Raw genomic sequence first — 19,128 nt, 5'->3', positions numbered from 1 at the left:
CTACTACACCGCGGAGTTTCCATCAGGATGTATGGGGGATACCGAGTTTCGTACTGGCTACGGCCCTATTGGTAGCCAGGTCGATCATTGCAGCGCCACCACGCGCGCGACGGCGATTTCGGGCTGTGCCAGCAACAGGTGTTCGACCTGGGTCAGCGAAACGCGCTTTTCCTCGATCTTGACGATGCGGTCGGCGCGGCCCAGCAAGTGGAAGCCCGCGCTGTCGCGGGCAAGGCGGTCGCCCGTGGCGTGCCAGCCGGCATCGGCTAGCAATGGCGAGCGCACGCGCAGCAGGTCGTCGTCGGCGATCTCGACACCGGCCAGCGGGGTCCAGGATGCATCGGGGCGGTTGCGCCAGGCGATGCCACCGGTTTCGGTGCTGCCGAAGATTTCGCGTACCGGCACGCCGAAGCGTGTGGCGGCGTCGAGCGCGGCATCGGCGGGCAGCGGGCCGCCGGAGGAGAACACGGCGGTGATGCGCCCGCCCAGTGCGGGCCAGTCGAGGTGCGGCGGCAGGCGTTTGAGAAAGGCAGGGCTGGCGATCAGTACGTGCGGCATGCCCGGCAGCGCCCACAGCGCTTCAGGGTACGGCTGGGTGGCGGCGACGAAGGGGCGTTGTGCGGCCAGCGGCCACAGCACACGGAACAGCAGGCCGTAGAAATGCTGCGGCGGGACGGTGGCGACCACGGCGGCGGTGTCGGGTAGCGGGAAAGTGCGGGCCAGCACCGCCACCTCGGCGTCGAGCTGGCGCAGTGTCTTGGGCACGCCGACCGGCACGCCGGTGGAGCCGGAGGTGTAGACCACCACACGGGCGTCGGCCAGCGGCGCCAGCGTGGCGGGGGCGTACGCTGACCAGTCGGCGTCGCCGATGGTGGGGGCATCGCCCAGCGCGGCGCGCATCGCTTCACCATGGTCGCCGGGCAGCAGCACAGTCTTGCCGGCGTGCCACGCGGCGAACAGCCACACCGAAAAGCGATAGGCGCAGGCCTGGCGCAGCGCGACGGCCGGCGCGGTCAGCGGCGCCAGCGCGGTGGCCGCGCGCGCCACGTCATCGCGCCAGGCCGTGGCGGTGCGCGTGGCGCCGTCCACCTGCGCCAGCAGCCAGTCGTCGGTGCGACAGGCCAGGTGATCCAGCGGTAGCGGCTCAGCCATGGCGCATGGCCTCACGGGCGCGCACGCGGCGGCGGACGAGCCACTCGCCGCCGAACATCGCGCCCATCAGCGCGTAGGCGATGCCACCGTTGTACAGCGCCCAGGTGCGGCTGTCGGCCCACAGGCCGGTGGCGAGCGCGATCAGGCCGTTGACGACAAAGAACCCGCACCATGCCTGCGTCACGCGCCGGGTGTAGGCGACGCCGGCTGGCGACAGGTCGGGCTCGCTCAGGCGAGCGATGCGTTCGATGAGGGTCGGCGGGTGGTGCAGGCTCCAGGCGAACAACGCCAGCCACGCGGTATTGTTGAGCACCGGGTAGACGCGCAGCGGCCATTCAGCGCGGGTGAGCAACGTCAGCAGGCCGAGCAGCGCGGCGGGCGGGCCGATCCAGCGCGCCAGCGCGCGGGTATCGCGGCGGATCAGCGCCAGCGGCAGCAGCGCGGCGCCCGCCCACCACAGTGGCAGGCCGAGCGCGACGCAGGCCATGAAGGCCAGCGGCGCCAGCACGCCGAGCAGGATCATTACCGGGTGCATCAACTGCGCATCAGGTGGTCGAGCGCGTCGATCACATCGCCGACGGTGCGCACGGCCTTGAAGGCATCCGGCGAAAGGCGGCGACCGACCAGCGCCTGCAACTGCACCACCAGATCGACGGCATCGATGCTGTCGATGTCCAGATCGTCGTACAGCCGCGCAGCGGGCGTCACCCGCGCCGGATCGATCTCGAATTGTTCGGCCAGCACCTGCTGGATACGGGCCAGGAGTTCTTGTTTGTCCATGCTTTGGTTCGCTTTTATTTTGGGGAAACGGCAAAACCTGTAGATACAGAGCGCGGGGAGCACACAGAGAACACGGAGAAAACCAAAGGCTGAGGGTGAAAGAAAAATGCTTCTATTCTCTTCATATTTTTCAGGTTTTCTCTGTGGTCTCTGTGCGCTCACTATTCTCCGTGTCTACGGATGTCGTCTTTCCCCTACTTTGTCCGATTCGCCTCGACAAAATCCGCCAGCGCCCTGACGGAGGCGAAGTGTTTGCGGGTCTCCTCGGATTCGGCCGAGAGCGTGAGGCCGTAGCGCTTTTGCAGCGCGACACCCAGTTCCAGCGCGTCGATGGAATCCAGGCCCAGGCCGTCTCCGAACAGCGCGGCGTCGGTGTCGATATCGCTGGGGGCGATGTCCTCCAGGTTCAGGCTCTGGATGATGAGTTGCTTGATCTCATCGTGTAGCGGGTTCATGGCGGGCGATCTCCTCGGTGAAGCGTTGTTGCAGGCGCTCGGTGTAGCGCCGCGCGCCCAGGCCAGCCGGGATCGGCTCGGGGACCAGGGCGGTGGGCGACAGGTCGTCGAGCACGCGCACGGTGAAATGGGGGCGCCGCCGTGGTACGCGATACCACGGGCGGTGCTTGGGCAGCATCGGCTCGCTGCTGACGATCAGCACCGGGGTGACGGCAAGTTCGCCGCGCACGGCGATGTTGCCGGCGCCGCGCAGGAAGCGCAGCCCGGCGCCTGGCATGCTGCGCGTGCCTTCGGGGAAAACGATCAGGTTGTTGCCGTTGCGCACCGAGCGGATGGCGGCATCGACCACGCCGGGGCCGTCGTCGTTGCGCAGGAAGCCGGCGGCGGCCACTGGCCAGCGCAGGAACGGGTTGCGCCACAGCGCGGCTTTCACCACGCAGTCGGCATGTGGCGTCAGCGCGATCAGCAGCACCACGTCCAGCAGCGAGGGATGGTTGGCGAGGATGAACTGGCCGCGCCGTTGCAGCCGGTGGGCGTCGTGCACGCTGAGCGAGATCACGCCGCAGCCGCGCATCAGCAGGACGAAGGCGCCCATGCCGCGCCGCATCAGCCCGCGAGTGAACGCATGGCGGCGCGCGGTGCCGGGGATCAGCGTGAGGAGCGGGCCCAGCAGCAGGAAGCCCAGCCCGCCCAGGCCGAATACGGCGAAGCAAAAGGCGGTGGCGGTGATGCGCCAGGCGCGTTCGGCGGTCATGCGCCGGGTTCCAGTCGCCAGCGGCGGCCCTGGCTTTGCCAGGCGTAGCCCCGCCCGGTCAGCACCGCCCGTAGTACGCCGGGCGCGGCATTGTCGGCGCAGTCGCCAGCGTCGCTGGCGGCCCAGTCCAGGTGCCAGTCGTCCCCCGGTGTGAGCGCCAGCGTATAGGCGAACGGGGCCTCGGGTTCATCGGTGAACGGGGTGAACAGCGGGGGTACGGGTTCGTCCGCCATCACCAGCAGCACGCGCGGCGCGCCGTCGGCGAGTTGTCCCAGCGCTTCCACCAGCGCGGCCCAGATGGTGGCGCGGCCGGCGGCCACGGCGCTGACCGGCAGCGGCAATTGCCGGGCAATGGTGAACAGGCCGGGAATGGCATTGTGGACCGCCATGCCGAAATGCTGCGGTGAGACGCTGCCGTCGGCGGCCAGCGATTGCAGCAGTGCCAGCGAGCGTTCGACTTCGCCATGGCGCGAGGCATGGACGACGACGCAATCGTCGCCGGGCGCCGCGCCGTACAGCGTTTCCAGTGCCATCCGCCCCAGCCGGTGCGCGCGGCGGCGCAGCAGGGGCGGCATCGCGGCCAGTGCTGGCGCGCCGTCGCCCTGCGGCAGTGCTTCGTCGCGCGCCGCCCAATCCAGCCAGGCGGCGGCGTCGGTCAGCGCGGGGTTCCAGGCGGACCAGCCGGACAAGGTGAACGAGGGGGCGGGGGACGGCATGGCGGAAAGGGCCGGCGCGGCGGCTCAGTTCGCGCGCGCGCGAAGGGTAAGGCGGAAGACCATGGCGGTGAAGCGGCGAAGATTGGACGACATGGCGAATCCGGGCAGGGGGGACGATCCGGCCAAGCCGCGCGGCGGGCGCACCAGGGTGGCGCGATGCACGGAAACAGGGCCGAAATTGGCCGCAATTGTACACAACCGTCGGTAAACCACCGACAACCAATAGGTGGACGGTGGTTCCGCCGCAACGGTCGGTCGTTGCGGCGCGGGCCGGGTTCAGGCCGACGAGCGCAGCGATCCGGGCGACAGGCCGAACAGGCGGCGGAAGGCGGTGGCGAAGTTGGCCGGGCTGCCGTAGCCCGCTTGCAACGCGGCTTCGGTGACTGAAACGCCGCCACGCGCCAGGGCGACGCGCGCTTCTTCCAGCCGGCGCCGACGCAGGTAGTCGAACACGGTGCAGCCGAACGCGGCGCGGAACTGGCGTTGCAGCGCGCTGACCGACAGGCCGAGTTCGGCGGCGATGTCGCCCAGGGTCCAGTGATCCGCCTCGCCGCTTTCCAGCAGCTCCTGCGCGATTGCCATGCGCTGTGCATGGCGCGGCGACAGCAACGGCGCCGGAGCGTGGCCTTCCAGGCTGGATAGCGCTTCGGCCACCAGTTGCAGCGCGTGACCTTCGCGATACAGCCGTTGCAGGGCGCCGGTACAGCGCGGCGGCGTGAGCAGTTGGCGGGCCAGCGACAGCGCGGTGGCGGAGGGCTGCCAGCCGCTGAGCGCCAGATGCCGGCGGCGGAAGCTGGCAAGCGCCGAGGGCGCATGGTCCAGATCATTGTGCGCCAGCCATTGCTGCGGCAGCCAGAAGCTCACCTTGCGCTCGGGTCGGCCGCCCTGACCACGCCGCACGAAGCGATCCGGCTCGGCCAGCGCCACCAGCGCGCCATGCCGCAAGGCGCCGTCCGCGCCGATGCGGCAGCGCAGGCTGCCGTAGCTCACATCCACTTCGCCCTCCAGCACCAGCACGATGCCGATCCCCGGTTGCAGTTCGGCTTCCTGCCGGAGCGCGTGGCTATGGCTGGTGTCGCTACACAGCACGGTCAGGCCGTCGTCCAGCTTGAGCATGCCGGCGGGGTTGTGGGGCACATGGGTGTCGGGGCGCATGGGGTGTCCTGGGGCGATGGGCGTCGCCGTTTGCGCAAAGGTTTTTGACGATGGCGCAAAAGCGGGGAGCCGACGATCGTGAAATACTAGCGACCGAAACTAGCGAATGCAAACCATTCTCATTTGGAAGGGCGTGTGACAGCTTGGCGCAATGCGCCGCCGCGCATGCCCTTCGACGCTTTCCATCAATACAAAAAAAGGCCGTGAAAATGAAGACGCGCTTTACCCGCACCCCGATCAGTCTGTGCTGCGCCCTGCTCGCCGCCGGCGCCCTGCCGGCGCTGGCGCAGGACGAGACCACGCTATCCACCGTGGTGGTGACCGCCACCGGCTATGAGCAGCAGATCAAAGAGGCCCCCGCCAGCATTTCGGTGATTACCCGCGAGCAACTGGAAACCCAGCCGTTCACCAATCTGGAAGACGCGGTGCGCCATGTGGAAGGCGTGAGCGTGGTCGGCTCCAACCCCGGCGATACCGATATCGCGATCCGGGGCATGCCCGGCGAATACACGCTGATCCTGGTGGATGGCAAGCGTCAGAACACGCGCGAGACGATGAATCGCGGCACCGGCGGCGTGCAGGCCAACCAGATTCCGCCGCTGGAAGCGATTGAGCGCATCGAGGTGGTGCGTGGCCCGATGTCATCGTTGTATGGCTCGGATGCCATGGGCGGGGTGATCAACATCATTACACGCAAGGTGCCTGCCCAATGGTCGGGCAGCGTCAGCCTCGGCACGATCATCCAGCAGGATGCGGACTACGGCGATACCAGGCAGGGCGATTTCTGGGTAGGCGGCCCGCTGGCGAGCGGCCTGATGGGGTTGCAGGTATACGGCAACTACAGCGACCGCGACGAGGATGGCATCAATTACCCGAACGATACCAACTGGAGCACGCCAGGCACGCGCGACAAGAATCTCAACGCCAAGCTGACCATCACTCCCACCGACAACCAGGACATCACACTGGAAGCGGGCCGCAACACGCTGACCTACATCACCACGCCGGGCAAGTCGGTCAACGACAGGAACGACGCCGGCAAGGACGAGCACGAACGCACCAACTGGGCGATCACCCACAACGGGCGCTGGGGCTTCGGCAGCACCATGGTGTCGCTGTACCAGGAGAAGGGCGTCCAGTCGAACTATACCGACGGCGAGAAGGACATGGACGACCGTGAGATCGTCAACACCACGCTCGACGCGCTGGCGACGCTGCCATTCAGCAACAATGTGCTCAAGCTGGGCATGCAATACGCCGACCACAAGCTGGACGGGCTGTCGCAGGAATCGCCGGTGCCGGGCAAGCCCGCCAGCGCGGACCGGCTGAAGAACCGGAACTGGGCGCTGTTCGTCGAGGACGAGTTCTTCGTCACCGATCGCTTCTCGCTCACCGGCGGCGTACGCCTGGACGACGACGATCGCTACGGCTCGCACTGGACCCCACGCCTGTATGGTGTGTACAAGCTGACCGAGGCGTGGACATTGCGCGGCGGCGTGGCCACCGGCTTCAAGGCGCCCACCTTGCGCCAGACCGCCGAGAGCTATTGCATGCGCACCGGCCGCGCCGGCAGTGGCATGCGCCCCGGCGTGCTGTGCGGCAACCCGGATCTGAAGCCGGAAGAGAGCGTCACCGAGGAAATCGGCATCCGCTACGACGATCCGCGCGGCACCAGCTTCAGCGTCACCGCATTCAACAACGACTTCAAGAACAAGGTGGTCAGCTATGACACCGGTGAGCGTTTCAACGCCAGCAACTCGATCTATATCTACGACAACATCGACAAGGTGAACATCAGGGGCGTGGAACTGGCGGGCGCGTGGCCGGTGAATCCGCAGTGGACGCTGTCGGGCAATTACACGTTCACCAAGTCCAGGCGCGAAGGCGGCGGCGAGCCGGCCTACGACGGTGGCTCGCTGGACGGCCGCCCGCTGGACAAGACCCCCGAGCACATGGCCAACGCCCGCGTGGACTGGATGCCGTTCGAGAAGCTGTCCACCTACGCCCGCGTGACCTACACCGGCACCCAGTACTGGGCCGCCTTCCGCAACGGCGCCAACAACGTGCGCGAGCGCGAATCGTCCACCACGTTCGATCTGGGTGGCAGCTATGTGATCAACAAGATGTTCACGGTGAACGTGGCGGTGCTGAACCTGACCGACGAGATCGTGCCGGTGGACGATCGCCCGCGCGCCGAGCTGGATGGCAACTGGATGGTGGATGAGGGCCGGCGCTACTGGCTTAACGTGAAGGCCAGCTTCTAGCGCCTGGCGAATCGGAGTACGGCGGTGGTGGGCGGGGCGGAGCCGGTTGCGAATCGGGTGCTGGCTGCGGCTAGCGGCGCTCCCTGTTCCACTCCCCCCGCCCTCGCCGCCCCGGGGCCCCGCGAAGTCGAATACTGGTGGGGTCTCGTTTCGCTCGATGTGCTTGGGGGCAGGGGTTGAAGTGCGTCTGCGGCGGGCCGGATGTGGTCTGTGTGAGTTTGCGGAGGCAGCGCTCCTTGACTTCACTCCCCCGCTCTTGCCGCCGTTAGGGGGCTCGTTTTGTTCGATGTGCTGGTGAAGCGGGATTGAAGGGGGGGCGGTGACAACGGCCCTGACCGGGGCCGTTGTCGTGGGCGATCAGACGCGGAAGGCGGCGACGGCGTGTTGCAGGGTGGCGGCCATGTCGGCCAGTTGGCGGGAGGCAGCGTCGAGTTCGGCGATGGCTTCGGATGTCTGTTCGGCCAGGGTGGAAATCTGCGCCAGATGGCCGGCAACCTGGTGGCTGGCGCTGCGTTGCTCGTTCATCAGGTCGGCGATCTCGCCGATACGCTGGGCCATGACACTGCTGCAATCGTCGATGTTGGCGACGGAGGTATCGGCGTTGCCGGCCAGCGATGCGCCTTGACGTGCCTGTTCGCTGACGCCGCGAATCTGCGTTACGGCGGAGCCCGCTCCGCGCTGGATATCGTCGATCATGCCGGCGATCTCTGTGGTGGATTGGCTGGTCCGTTCGGCCAGTTTGCGTACTTCGTCGGCCACCACGGCAAAGCCACGGCCCGTTTCGCCGGCGCGCGCGGCTTCGATGGCGGCGTTCAATGCCAGCAGATTGGTCTGGTCGGCGATATCGCGAATGGTGGCGACGATGGCGGAGATGCGCCCGGAAGCGTCGCCCAGCGCCGTGACGGATTCGGTCGAACGCTCGACCGACAGCAGGATGGCATTCATTTCGCTCACCGCCTGCTGTACCACTTGGTGCCCGTCCCGCGTCAGCCGCCGCACATCGTCGGCGCGTCCCACGGCCTGCTCCACGCTCAGCGCCACCTGATCCAGGCTGCCACTGATCTGTGCCACGGCACCGGCGCTGGACTGCGCCGATTCCTTCTGCGTCGAGGTGCTCTGGCTGATGCGGTGCACGCTTTCGGCCATGTGCACGGCGGCGGCAGCCACGGCGCTGGCGTTGACCGACACATCGCGGATCACCTGCCGCAGCCGCGTCATCAGCGAGGCAAACGCGGTGGCCATCTCGCCGAGTTCACCGTGATCGCTGATCTGGATCGGTTGCGACAGATCGCCGGTGAGGGCGATCTGCGTCATCTGGTTGCGCAGTTCGCCGATGGGCCGCACCACGCTGCGCGCGATCAGCACCGATGCGCCGCCCAGCAGCAGCATGCTCAGTGCCACACCGCCGCCCAGGATCATCGCCTGTTCGCGGAAATCGGCCTCCAGGTCATCGACGAAACTGCCCGCCGCAACCACCCAGCCCCAGGGCGCGTAAAGCTTGGCGGTGGCCACTTTCAGCGCCAGCGGGCCGTCTTTGCTGCGGGGCCAGTAGTAATCGACGAATTCACCCTGGCCACGCCGTGCCGCTTCGACCTGTTCCACGACAATGCGCGTGCCGCGCTCGTCCTTCAGCTCGCTGAGGTCCTTATTGTTGAGGTCCGGGTTGACCGGGTGCTTCACCATCCGGTACTGCAAGTCGTAGGTGGAAAAATAGTTGTCGCCTTCAAAACGCATGCTGCCCAGCGCCTGTTTGGCCGCTTCCTGCGCTTCGGCCAGCCCGAGCTGGCCCGAGACGGCGAGCTGGCCGTAGTGGCTGACCACCGAGTGGGCCAGTTCGACGGCGCTGTAGGTCTGCTGGCGCCGGGCGTCGAGTACCGCGTGGTGCTGCACCAGCAAGGCGTAGATCGCCTGAACGATCAGCATCACCAGCGAACATGCAATCAATAGCCACAGTTTCCGGCGAATCGTGAAATGGATCATGGAAGAGCCTGCTCGAATTGTGCGGAAAAGGACATGCGCGGCGCTGCGTGCGAGGCGCATGTTTCCATTTGCATCAATGGTTCATGCAGGACAATGCCATTGGCGTGAGGCGATGAGGTTTGTCATGACGCAAACAAACATGACATGAACGTGAAATAGGCGTCAGCGTTAAGCGGTGGTTTTCACGAAAAATACTTACAAAAATCTCTTTTAATTGGTGAATGGTACTTACCTTTGGTGCAGTGTTCCGGGCGATGCAGCAGGTAGGGCGGAAAGCGCATTGCACACCTTCCGCCCCTGTCGGCGCTGAAACTCACACGCCGCTGTAATCGATATATCCCGCGTTGATCTCGCCCACCTTACGGTTCAGGCGATAAACGCCGCCGCCTTCGCGGGTGCGACTGGCGTCGGTATTGCCCTCGATGGTGGTCAGTAAACCGCCGTTCACGCTCTCCACAAAACCGGTATGCCCCTTGCCGCCCCCATGATCCATGATGAACACCATCCCTGGCCTGACCAGGCTGGGGTCGGCGATGGCATCCTTGGCGGCAATGCGTCGGGCACCCTTCGCCGTGGCGCGTCGCCAGTGATCCAGGCAGCCGGCGGTCTTGACCATGGGGTTGGCGCGGTTGCCGGCCTTGGCGGCCTCATCGAAGCACCAATAGATGAAGGCGCAGCACCAGGACAGGCCGGGCGAGACGCCGGCGCGCTTCAGGTATTCGTCCACCTCGGGCCCGCGATTGCTGTTGCGCGGTATTTCGCGCACCTTTTTCTTTTCTTCGCCAGCCGCGATCTTCAGCGCCCGCGCCAGCAGTTTGTCACTGGCCTTGTCACTGGTATCCACCGATTCGCCACCGAACAGCGCCGCCCAGGTGAGCGCACCGATTTCGCCATCCTGCTTCAACGGGCGGCCCTGATCGTCCACATTGCGCGCCTGGAACAGCTTGACCAACTGCTTCATGCGCGGGCCGAACTCGGGATTGTCGGGGTCCAGCCGCTCGGCCGGATCGGCGTCGAGGACCAGCTTCTGGTTCAGTTGCAACTTCACGGCGCGGACAATGGCGGCATTCGCCTCGCCAGCCTTGATGACGCGTTTCGGATAATCCATGGCGCTTCCTTCCGCCGGGGGGCGGGCGATGTGCATGTCATGAGCGTTGCCCGCAGCCTGCCGCAGGCGGGTGCGTGTTGCGTCTTCGGCTGCGGGAACGGGGGTTCCACCCGGAATGGATGGAATGAGGGATTTATAACTTTCTTGAGTGACGATGCAAGTGTCAGCCCGGTGAAGGCGACATATCGGACGTCGGCCGGTGGCTCTGCCCGGGGCGGGCTTGCCCGGCCAATGTCATGGGCCGCTCAGGCGTCGAGTTCCAGCACCTTGCATACCACATCCGACTGATGGCGCAGGTCGTAGGCGTGGAACAGATCGCAGTTGATGCGGGTGTGCCGGCGCTGCAAGGCGATGACGCGCGCGGGCAGCGAATCGGGCATCTCCAGTTGCACCATGTAGATGCGTCGCTCCGCCACGTTGTGGGGATGGCCGGGTTCGGCGGCGATGCTCAGCGGCTCGGTCAGGCGCAGCGCGGGATAGGGCACCCGTCCTTCCTCCACCGAGTAGCCCTCGGCTTCCTGGAGCAGGCCTTCCAGCACGACGGGCGTGCCGTAATAGGCCTCCGACTGCGGTGCCGCCACCCCGGTCAGGGGGCAGGGGGCAAGCGAGATCACCAGCAGCAGCGAACGGGCGAAACGCATGCTCAGGCCCCCAAAAGCCGGGAAAAGGCTTGCGTAGGAAAATGACTGAAATGCGTTGGAAGCTGCTTGGATTGGCCCAAATTGCTTACTGGGGGTGAGAGCGGCGCGTCGAGGATGGCCAGCCGCGATATTTCGCTGTGAAAGCAAACAGATAGGCGGTTTGAGGAGAAGGTCATGATCGGCGCCGCGAGCAGGAAACGACGCCATCATCATACGATGTCGTCTTGCGAAACACCAGATATCTGACTCTTTAGGAAAGAATATTAGTAAATTAGAATGGACTGGCGGGCAAGGCCATCACGGCATTCAGACCGGGCTGGGCCGGCAGCAGCCACAGTTCGCCGCCGTGAGCTTCGGCGATGGCTTTGACCAGTGCCAGCCCCAGGCCGGAACCCGGTGAGTGGCGGCTGGTTTCCAGCCGGATGAACGGTTCGACCACGCGGGGCAGCGCATCGACCGGAATGCCGGGGCCGTGGTCCCGCACTCCGATCAATACTTCGTCGTCCTGCGGCGTCACACTGACTTCGATATCGCCGTGGCCGTAGCGCAGCGCATTTTCTATCAGGTTGGCCAGCGCCTGCCCCAGCAGTTCGCGATCGACATTGGCGATATGGCGCTTGGCATGCAGCACCACGGCACGGCCGGTTTCCTCGGCCAGCGGCGCATACAGCGACACCACGTCGGCGGCCAGGGCATCGAGAGCCAGCGGCTGGCGCGTCAGGACCTGGGTTCCCGATTCCAGCCGGCCCAGCCGCAGCAGCGCGCCGAACACCGACAGGATGCGGTTCACGTCCTCGATCAGGTGGTCTACCCGATCGCCTTGCGGGGTGCTCCGCAGATCGGCGGCCACCTCGGAGAGTTCGTTGCGCAGGTGGGACAGCGGGTGGCGCAGGTCATGGGCGATGGCGAACGACGATTGCCGCGCGTACAGCAGCAGCTTGTCCTGGTTGTCGAGCATGGCGTTCAGCTCGATGATCAGCGCGTCGATTTCGTCGCCGCTCTTGCCCATGGGGATGCGCGCATGCGTGGCTTCGGCACGGATGGCGCGCGCGGTGGCGGCGATGGCGCCCAGTCGGCGCCGGATCAGTCGGGTAAAGGCCCAGCCGCAGGCCAGCGAGGCCAGGATCACCGCGCTGGATAGCCATAGATAATTGCGCAACAGATGCTCGCCGACCTGTTCGTAGATGGCGCGGCGTCCCACCAGCAACCGGTAGTTGCCGTAAAGCAGGAACACCTCGGCGGCCACGGTGTTGCCGCTGAGTGGGTCGGCGAAGGTGACCGAGTGTTCGTCCAGCACCGGTACGCCCATTGGCCACTGCCACAGGTTGCCGGCCAGCCGTTTGCCGTCGGGCTGGGTGAGCAGGTAGATGGTGTGGTCCGCTTCGCCCAGGGAGGTGCGGCGTTCGATCGATTCGCGCAGCGATTCCAGGCCTTCTTCGCGGTAGACCATCTCCAGGTTGGTGATCTCCTCGCGCAGCGCCACGCGGAATTCGTCGAGCAGTGCGCCCTGTGCCTCGCGGTAGGTGAGAAAGACGAACACGCCCATTGCCAGCAGCATGAACAGCGGCAGGATCAATACGAAACGATGGAAAGGGCTGGCCAGCATGTAGGCTCGCCCGGCCGACCATGCGCGGCTGGCGCGCAAGGGCTTCACGCGGCTTCGCCCAGGCGGTAGCCCGCACCGCGTACCGTGTGCAATAGCGGCGGCAGGCCGGCGGTGTCCACCTTGCCCCGCAGTTTGCTGATGTGCACGTCGATGACGTTGGTGCCCGGATCGAAGTGGTAGTCCCATACGCCTTCGAGCAGCATGGTGCGCGTGACCACCTGCCCCGCATGGCGCATCAGGTACTCGAGCAATTGGTACTCGCGCGGTTGCAGATCCAGTGGCGTGCCGCCGCGTCGCACCCGGCGCGACAATCGATCGAGTTCCAGGTCGGCGACTCTCAGCACCTGTACCTGGGCGGTCTGCTGCGGGCTGGCGCGGCGGGTGATCGCCTCCAGCCGGGCCAGCAGTTCGGCGGTGTGGAACGGCTTGGTCAGGTAGTCATCGCTGCCGGCGCGCAGGCCTTCCACCCGGTCGTCCGATTCGGCCAGCGCGGATAACAGCAGCACCGGGGTGGCGATGCCGGACGCACGCAGCGTGCGCAGCAGTGTCAATCCGTCCACCTTGGGCAGCATGCGGTCGAGCACGATGGCGTCGTATTGTTCGGTGGTTGCCAGGTAGAGACCTTCCTTGCCGTCGCTGGCCAGGTCCACCGCGTGACCCCCTTCGCGCAGCGCCTTCTGGGTGTACTCCGCTTGGGCGGCTTGGTCTTCCACGATAAGAATGCGCACGGTACTTTCTCCAGGACGTGTTCGCAGTCGTTATCGACCCGCATCGGTGCGGTTCGGAACGATGCGCAAAGCGCCACGTTTTGATCGTATATCCGGCCCCCCGCCGGGACCACCTACCCAAGCGGACGGGTTTTCGGTCCGGGGGCCGGCTTGCCAAAGGTATTCAGGATCGGCGAGGTCGCGAAAGGGTGCAACGTTTGTGTTACCACCCTTGCCATCTGGTTGTCGCAATCCGGGCTTAGCCGCCATGTCCGCTTGCGGCGCCAGTACTCAGCGGACGGCGCCGTTGCTCGCTGTATGACGGGAAACCTCGATGCGCCAGGCGGGATAGGTGGGCGCCTGGGGATTGCCATCGCGCGGCGCGGGCGGCGCGGCAACGATGTTGGCGATCGTGCAGGCACCGCCGTCCCCACGGATTTCGTCGCGCCCGGCGACCAGATGGCCGCGATGAGCGGTGAAGCCGAGGCGGCCTGTTGTGGGCAGTGCGCGACAATCTCCGGCCAGTTGCAGATGCCAGACTTCTTCGCGCCCGGTCCAGAGCAGGACATCCCGCTTGTCGATGGCCCGCCAGCGCATCGTGGTCGGCACGCGCAGATGGCGGCGCACGCCAGCGCTGACCGGCGTACCGACCGAGGCGGTAGGGACTCCGCTCGCACCTTGTGCGGCGGGAACAAACGCCAGGCCCAAGGTCATCAGCAAGGCTGCGATGAGGGGCATCGATTCTCCTGGAGGAACGACATGGCGCGGGCGCGCCAATAAAAAACGCTCACCGGGTGCAGGGGAACGCCCGGTGAGCGGGTGGCCGTCGCCACGTGGGCGCCGGCCACGGACTTCGTGCAGCTTACGAAGCCTTCTTGGCTTCTTCTTGCTTGGCCGGAGCCTTGCTGTGCTTGGCCTTGTGCTTGGCGGGTGCCGAAGCTTCTTTGGCGGCGGGGGCCTTGGCAGCCGGGGCCTTGGCGGCATCAGCGGCGAAAGCGGAAGCGCCCAGGGTGGCGATCATGGCGGCAACGGCGAGCTTGTTCAGGGTGTTCATCTGTTTCGTTCCTTTGAGAGGTTGTCTCCGGGTCGGTCATCGCCGATCGGTGAAGCGGATTCTGGGGGCCGCCGCCTTGTCGCCGCATCAACGGGTGATTAAGGAAAATTAAGGCAGGCTGTCATGTTGCTGGCGGCGGGAGCCCAACATGCGGCTCAGGGCGGGGAAGGCGCAGGGGGAGAAGAGGGAAGAGGGCCGCAGAGGCAAAAAAAACCCCTCCGCGAAGGGAGGGGTACAAGGATTCGGACCTGCCGGGCCAGCCCTCGCCGACCAGACCGGTGGTCCTGGAGTCGCGCAAACAAGCGCGCGGTATGTCCATGCCGCCGAGGGACGGCACTGACAATCGTCGGTCCCGCCCGATCTGGGCGTGGACGTTAAGCAGGGGCGGAGCGATGGACAGCGATGGTCGCCACGGCGCGAACGCGCAGCGCAGGGGCTGGTCCGGGCAGGTGCCCGTCCAGGTTGAACCATCCACACACTCCGACTTCATGCCCATGGCGGGGCCACGGGCACGGTCAACGACACTTTGGTCGCCATTCTATTTTTTGACGGCGCTTTCACGCCTTGTCCGACGAAAGCCGCCGGGCTTGCGCTCCTGCGTCGGTACTGTTGGTACCCATCGCGCTGGAGACAACCCTCGGCGGCCTGATCGGCTTGCCGGCCATCACGAACCACTTCGACTTACAGCGATTTGCTGACGAATTTATTAAGAAATTCGTCGATGCGACGCAACAAAACGAAGTGTTTCATGAATGGCTGATGAATGCCGCAATTGTTTCCGTCGGCCTCGTTCGTCACAAGCACAGTGTGTTCGAGCGGCAAGTTTTCCCGTACAAACGGTGGGCCATCCATTTCAGGGCCTAGCGAATGCCCATCACCGCGAACCGGCAGCGAAACACACGCCGGCCGTTGCTTTCCGGTGGTTTGTGCAGGCAATGGCACGATGGTGCCGGCCCTGGCCAGCTGCAAAGCTGCGGCCCATAGGGTGATATACGGCAATTGGGCGGCCGCTCGGTGGCCGAGCGGTGTGCGATACGTTGCGGCGCAGCGAAGTTATCATCCGGTGGGGCGCGGCTCACTTGCGTGGCATCGCCAATCCTTACACAATTCATGCCCCGCCCGAGCGGCGCCGTTTTCCAGAAGGCCTTGCGAAACACCATGCCCACCGCGCACCAACTGCTGGCCCACTGCGGCCTGGATCTTGTCGATGCGCGGGTACTGCTCCAGCACGCCGCTGGCGTGTCGCGCGCGTGGCTGATAGCGCATGGCGGCGATCCATTGCCCGATGCCGCCGCGAACCAGTTCGAAAAGCTGGCGGCACGTCGCCGGGCCGGCGAGCCGGTCGCCTATCTGATTGGTTGGCGCGAGTTCTATGGGCGGGATTTCGCCGTCTCGCCAGCGGTGTTAATCCCTCGCCCCGACACGGAGCTGCTGGTGGAGCTGGCACTGAAGCACGCGCCACGGGGCGCCAGGGTACTGGACCTGGGCACGGGCTCCGGTTGCATCCCCGTCACGCTCAAGCTGGAACGGCCCGATCTGACGATCAGCGCGGTGGATATCAGCCTGGAAGCGCTGGCGGTGGCGCGCAATAACATGCTGCGACTGGATGCGCGGCTGCGGTTGTTGGCGTCGGACTGGTTCGGCGCGCTGTCGGGCGAGCGTTTCGACCTGATTGTCTCGAACCCGCCCTATATCGACGCCGGCGATGTACATCTGTCTCGTGGCGACCTGCGCTTCGAACCACGCAACGCCTTGACCGATGGTGGCGATGGCCTGGCCCATGTCCGCCGCATCGTCGCCGATGCCCCGGCCCACCTGGATGCCGAGGGCTGGCTGCTGTTTGAACATGGTTACGATCAGGGCGCGGCGGCGCGCGCCTTGCTGGACGCGGCAGGCTGGCGCGAGGTGCAGACCTGGCGCGACCTGGGCGATAACGAGCGCGTCAGCGGCGGCCGCGTTCCCCAGGCGTGACCGCGCCACGCGCCCGCCAGCCGTCGGTTGTCGGGCGAAATGCAAACGGCTACAATTCCCGACTAATTTGATCGACTACTTTTCGAGACTGCCGCAATGAGCGAACGCAACGTCCAGCAGGAAATCCACGATACCGTCACCGCGAACCCGGTCGTGCTGTACATGAAGGGCTCCGCGTCCTTCCCCATGTGCGGTTTTTCCGCCGCCGCTGTGCAATTGCTGAAGAATTGCGGTGCGCAATTCGTGACCGTGAACGTGCTGGAAGACCAGGATATCCGCCAGGGCATCAAGGACTACGCCAACTGGCCGACGATTCCCCAGCTTTACATCCAGGGTGAGTTCATTGGCGGCTCGGACATCATGAAAGAGCTGTATGCCAATGGCGAGCTGCAAAAGCAGATCGACGCAACCAAGTAAGCGGGTGGGAAACGCGGCGCCAGGCATGCGGTGCAACGCCGCATGCCACCGCCGTTGCTGGCGTTATCCCACCGCGTGGCTCACAACGTATCCCGGATCGCCTTCGCCTGTTCCATTGCGCTGTCCACATCCGCGGCCAGTACGTTGAAGTGGCCCATCTTGCGGCCCATGCGGGCTTCGGTCTTGCCGTAGAGATGCAGCTTGGCATTGGGCGCGGTAAGCAGGATGTCCCAATTGGGCTCCGCTCCTTCCTCGCCCCACACATCCCCCAGCAGGTTCACCATCACCACCGGGCTGTGCAGATCAGTACGGCCGGGGTAGAGGCCACACATGGCGCGGACCTGCTGCTCGAACTGGCTGGTGAGCGTGGCATCCAGCGTGTAGTGGCCACTATTGTGCGGTCGCGGCGCCATCTCGTTGATGACCAGCGCGTCGCCTTCCAGCACGAAGAACTCCACCGCCAGCACGCCGATGTAATCCAGTGCCTCGGCAAGCTGCATCGCCATGGCGCGGGCACGCTGAGCGATCTCGGGCTTCACCCGCGCGGGGACGATGGATACGTCGAGAATGCCGTCGGCGTGATGGTTCTCCGCCACCGGAAAGCTCACCACCTCGGTGCGCGCACTGCGCGTGACGATCACCGATACCTCGGTTTCCAGCGGTAGCATCTTTTCCAGCACACAGGGCTGGTGCTTCATTTCGGAGAGCGCATAGCGCGCTTCTTCCATTGTTTTCACCCGTACCTGGCCCTTGCCGTCGTAACCCAGGCGCGCGGTCTTGAGGATGCCGGGCAGGTAGGGTGCGAGGTCGGTTTCCAGATCGCGCGCAGTGCGGATCGCCAGGAACGGCGCGGTCGACAGGCCGGCCTGGCGGATGAAGGTCTTCTCGGCGATGCGATCCTGCGCGATGGCGACGCAATCACCCGACGGCGATACCGGCACGCCCTGCTCGGCCAGCCAGCGCATCGAATCGGCGTTGACGTTCTCGAATTCGGTGGTGATGGCGGCACAGGTGCTGGCCAGCGTATGCAGCGCGGCCTCGTCGGTGTAGGCGCGGCACAGGTGGACATCGGCAAAAGCCGCCGCTGGCGCGTGCGGGTCCGGGTCCAGCACGGTGACACGGTAGCCCATGGTCTTGGCGGCGGTGGCGAACATGCGCCCCAACTGGCCGCCACCGAGAATGCCGAGCATGGCCGGCGGCAGGATCGGCTTCACTGTTTTTCTTCCTTCGCGTGGTTCTGTTTCACGGATTGCAACAGGCAATAGCCCCACAGGGCAAGGCCATAGACGGTGCCGGCAATCATGCCGAACGGCAGGATGTCGAGCACGGCGGCCACATAGTCGGTCTGGCGACCGGTGATGGATTCCAGCGCCGCGAACAGGATGGCGAAGCTGAAACCCCACAACAGGGTGCCGCGCCAGAAGATCGCGTAACGCCAGCCCCTGAGCCGGATGCGCTCCCAGCGGCCGGCATCCTCCAGCAGGCTCATACCTCGGGCAGGGTCATCGCCAGCACGGTGTCCTTCTGGCGCTCGCGGAACGCGGCCAGTTGCGCGCTGTACTCCGCATTGCCGCCGGCCAGCATCGCCACCGCGAACAGCCCGGCATTGGCCGCGCCCGCCTCGCCGATGGCGAAGGTGGCCACTGGAATGCCCTTGGGCATCTGTACGATGGACAGCAGCGAATCCTCGCCCCGCAGATACTTGGATGGCACCGGCACGCCCAGCACCGGCACGGTGGTCTTGGCGGCGAGCATGCCCGGCAGGTGGGCCGCGCCGCCGGCTCCGGCGATGATGGCCTTCAGCCCGCGCGCCGCCGCCTGTTCGGCGTATTCGAACAGCAGGTCCGGCGTGCGATGCGCCGAGACCACCTTGCATTCGAAGCTCACCCCGAATGCCTTCAGTTGTTCCGCTGCATGGCGCATGACTTCCCAGTCGCTGTTGCTGCCCATGACGACGCCCACTTGCACCATGCCGTGACCCTCAGAAAAAAGGTGTCAATTGTACCCATACGCGCCCATGGATCGTAACCACTGCCGACAAGGGGGTGTTGCTTTGCCGGAATTGCGGACAGCGCTTGAAACACCTGTCGTGATGAATATCATCATTGACTGATGCTTTCGATTTTATCCATGATGGCTCCAGACTGTAAGCAAGCTCTTGCGCGCTTCCATTCCATCCTCTGTTTAAGAACGCCGGCGCTTGCCGGCGTCTTTTTTTGGGTGAGCCCGCAGGGGAAGTGCTGGTGGGCTCGGTGGCGGGGCGATTTCCTCGCGCCATGTGTGGCAGCCTTGGCCCCATTCACCCCACGCGGGAGACGGGCGCAAAAAAGGCCGTCCGGAGGACGGCCCTGCGCTGTGGGGATGCCGG

21 protein-coding genes are annotated in these 19,128 nt (G+C 65.5%); 4 read left to right on the top strand and 17 right to left on the bottom strand.

The window, feature by feature from the left end:
- Nucleotides 1–84: 84 nt before the first annotated feature.
- The 7 genes from FAZ21_RS17945 to FAZ21_RS17915 all read right to left on the bottom strand — a co-directional run bounded on the left by FAZ21_RS17945 (nt 85) and on the right by FAZ21_RS17915 (nt 5,012).
- Entirely contained in the window at nt 85–1,152 is a 1,068-nt protein-coding gene (locus FAZ21_RS17945) for an AMP-binding protein (RefSeq protein WP_136774809.1), read from the bottom strand.
- Nucleotides 1,145–1,687, bottom strand: a complete 543-nt coding sequence (locus tag FAZ21_RS17940; protein WP_136774808.1) for a COG4648 family protein — start codon at nt 1,685–1,687, stop codon at nt 1,145–1,147. The genes FAZ21_RS17945 and FAZ21_RS17940 overlap by 8 nt, the downstream gene beginning before the upstream one ends.
- Nucleotides 1,687–1,932 (bottom strand): acyl carrier protein, encoded by a 246-nt coding sequence (locus FAZ21_RS17935; RefSeq protein ID WP_136774807.1) that lies wholly within the window; start codon nt 1,930–1,932, stop codon nt 1,687–1,689. Before FAZ21_RS17935 ends, FAZ21_RS17940 begins: the two co-directional genes overlap by 1 nt.
- A gap of 194 nt (nt 1,933–2,126) precedes the next feature.
- A complete protein-coding gene (locus FAZ21_RS17930; RefSeq protein ID WP_136774806.1) occupies nt 2,127–2,387 on the bottom strand; it encodes a phosphopantetheine-binding protein in 261 nt (86 codons plus the stop codon).
- Nucleotides 2,368–3,141 (bottom strand): lysophospholipid acyltransferase family protein, encoded by a 774-nt coding sequence (locus FAZ21_RS17925; RefSeq protein ID WP_136774805.1) that lies wholly within the window; start codon nt 3,139–3,141, stop codon nt 2,368–2,370. Before FAZ21_RS17925 ends, FAZ21_RS17930 begins: the two co-directional genes overlap by 20 nt.
- Entirely contained in the window at nt 3,138–3,857 is a 720-nt protein-coding gene (locus FAZ21_RS17920) for a beta-ketoacyl synthase chain length factor (RefSeq protein ID WP_136774804.1), read from the bottom strand. The genes FAZ21_RS17925 and FAZ21_RS17920 overlap by 4 nt, the downstream gene beginning before the upstream one ends.
- Before the next feature lie 276 nt (nt 3,858–4,133).
- Entirely contained in the window at nt 4,134–5,012 is an 879-nt protein-coding gene (locus FAZ21_RS17915) for a helix-turn-helix transcriptional regulator (RefSeq protein ID WP_136774803.1), read from the bottom strand.
- Between the two features lie 209 nt (nt 5,013–5,221).
- Here FAZ21_RS17915 and FAZ21_RS17910 point away from each other — a divergent pair, with 209 nt between their 5' ends.
- Nucleotides 5,222–7,276: a TonB-dependent receptor domain-containing protein gene (locus tag FAZ21_RS17910; RefSeq protein ID WP_169307481.1), complete on the top strand. Its 2,055-nt coding sequence runs from the start codon at nt 5,222–5,224 to the stop codon at nt 7,274–7,276.
- 357 nt (nt 7,277–7,633) lie between these two features.
- Here FAZ21_RS17910 and FAZ21_RS17905 read toward each other — a convergent pair whose 3' ends face one another.
- The 7 genes from FAZ21_RS17905 to FAZ21_RS17875 all read right to left on the bottom strand — a co-directional run bounded on the left by FAZ21_RS17905 (nt 7,634) and on the right by FAZ21_RS17875 (nt 14,372).
- Nucleotides 7,634–9,256 (bottom strand): methyl-accepting chemotaxis protein, encoded by a 1,623-nt coding sequence (locus FAZ21_RS17905; protein WP_169307480.1) that lies wholly within the window; start codon nt 9,254–9,256, stop codon nt 7,634–7,636.
- A gap of 313 nt (nt 9,257–9,569) precedes the next feature.
- The gene (locus FAZ21_RS17900) at nt 9,570–10,364 is read right to left on the bottom strand and encodes a CHAP domain-containing protein (protein ID WP_136774800.1); all 795 of its coding nucleotides are present in this window, start codon (nt 10,362–10,364) and stop codon (nt 9,570–9,572) included.
- 245 nt (nt 10,365–10,609) lie between these two features.
- Nucleotides 10,610–11,005 (bottom strand): hypothetical protein, encoded by a 396-nt coding sequence (locus FAZ21_RS17895; RefSeq protein WP_136774799.1) that lies wholly within the window; start codon nt 11,003–11,005, stop codon nt 10,610–10,612.
- Nucleotides 11,006–11,276: 271 nt separating this feature from the next.
- Entirely contained in the window at nt 11,277–12,659 is a 1,383-nt protein-coding gene (locus FAZ21_RS17890; RefSeq protein WP_136774798.1) for a sensor histidine kinase, read from the bottom strand.
- Complete coding sequence (locus FAZ21_RS17885; RefSeq protein WP_136774797.1) at nt 12,656–13,339, bottom strand: response regulator transcription factor; 684 nt, start codon at nt 13,337–13,339, stop codon at nt 12,656–12,658. The genes FAZ21_RS17890 and FAZ21_RS17885 overlap by 4 nt, the downstream gene beginning before the upstream one ends.
- A gap of 270 nt (nt 13,340–13,609) precedes the next feature.
- Nucleotides 13,610–14,056, bottom strand: coding sequence for a DUF6491 family protein (locus FAZ21_RS17880; protein WP_136774796.1), 447 nt, complete (start codon nt 14,054–14,056; stop codon nt 13,610–13,612).
- A gap of 124 nt (nt 14,057–14,180) precedes the next feature.
- Nucleotides 14,181–14,372 (bottom strand): hypothetical protein, encoded by a 192-nt coding sequence (locus FAZ21_RS17875; protein WP_136774795.1) that lies wholly within the window; start codon nt 14,370–14,372, stop codon nt 14,181–14,183.
- 564 nt (nt 14,373–14,936) lie between these two features.
- Between FAZ21_RS17875 and FAZ21_RS17870 the strand changes: the two genes are divergently transcribed.
- From FAZ21_RS17870 to grxD, 3 genes are all read left to right on the top strand, one after another.
- Complete coding sequence (locus FAZ21_RS17870; RefSeq protein ID WP_136774794.1) at nt 14,937–15,236, top strand: hypothetical protein; 300 nt, start codon at nt 14,937–14,939, stop codon at nt 15,234–15,236.
- Between the two features lie 294 nt (nt 15,237–15,530).
- The gene (gene prmC / locus FAZ21_RS17865) at nt 15,531–16,343 is read left to right on the top strand and encodes a peptide chain release factor N(5)-glutamine methyltransferase (protein ID WP_136774793.1); all 813 of its coding nucleotides are present in this window, start codon (nt 15,531–15,533) and stop codon (nt 16,341–16,343) included.
- A 96-nt stretch (nt 16,344–16,439) separates the two neighbouring features.
- Nucleotides 16,440–16,760 (top strand): Grx4 family monothiol glutaredoxin, encoded by a 321-nt coding sequence (gene grxD / locus FAZ21_RS17860; RefSeq protein ID WP_136774792.1) that lies wholly within the window; start codon nt 16,440–16,442, stop codon nt 16,758–16,760.
- Nucleotides 16,761–16,840: 80 nt separating this feature from the next.
- On the opposite strand, the gene FAZ21_RS17855 is transcribed toward grxD, so the two are convergent.
- The 3 genes from FAZ21_RS17855 to purE are packed head-to-tail and all read right to left on the bottom strand — an operon-like array spanning nt 16,841 to nt 18,731.
- Nucleotides 16,841–17,974, bottom strand: a complete 1,134-nt coding sequence (locus tag FAZ21_RS17855) for a 5-(carboxyamino)imidazole ribonucleotide synthase (RefSeq protein WP_136774791.1) — start codon at nt 17,972–17,974, stop codon at nt 16,841–16,843.
- A complete protein-coding gene (locus tag FAZ21_RS17850) occupies nt 17,971–18,249 on the bottom strand; it encodes a hypothetical protein (RefSeq protein WP_136774790.1) in 279 nt (92 codons plus the stop codon). The genes FAZ21_RS17855 and FAZ21_RS17850 overlap by 4 nt, the downstream gene beginning before the upstream one ends.
- On the bottom strand, nt 18,246–18,731 hold the full coding sequence (purE, locus tag FAZ21_RS17845; RefSeq protein ID WP_136774789.1) for a 5-(carboxyamino)imidazole ribonucleotide mutase: 486 nt from the start codon (nt 18,729–18,731) through the stop codon (nt 18,246–18,248). Before purE ends, FAZ21_RS17850 begins: the two co-directional genes overlap by 4 nt.
- Between the last annotated feature and the right edge of the window lie 397 nt (nt 18,732–19,128).

Source organism: Chitiniphilus eburneus (assembly GCF_005048205.1).
GTDB classification, from domain to species: Bacteria; Pseudomonadota; Gammaproteobacteria; order Burkholderiales; family Chitinibacteraceae; genus Chitiniphilus; species Chitiniphilus eburneus.
Note: the sequence above shows the minus strand (reverse complement) of the source record. Positions and strands in the feature narration are given on the sequence as shown.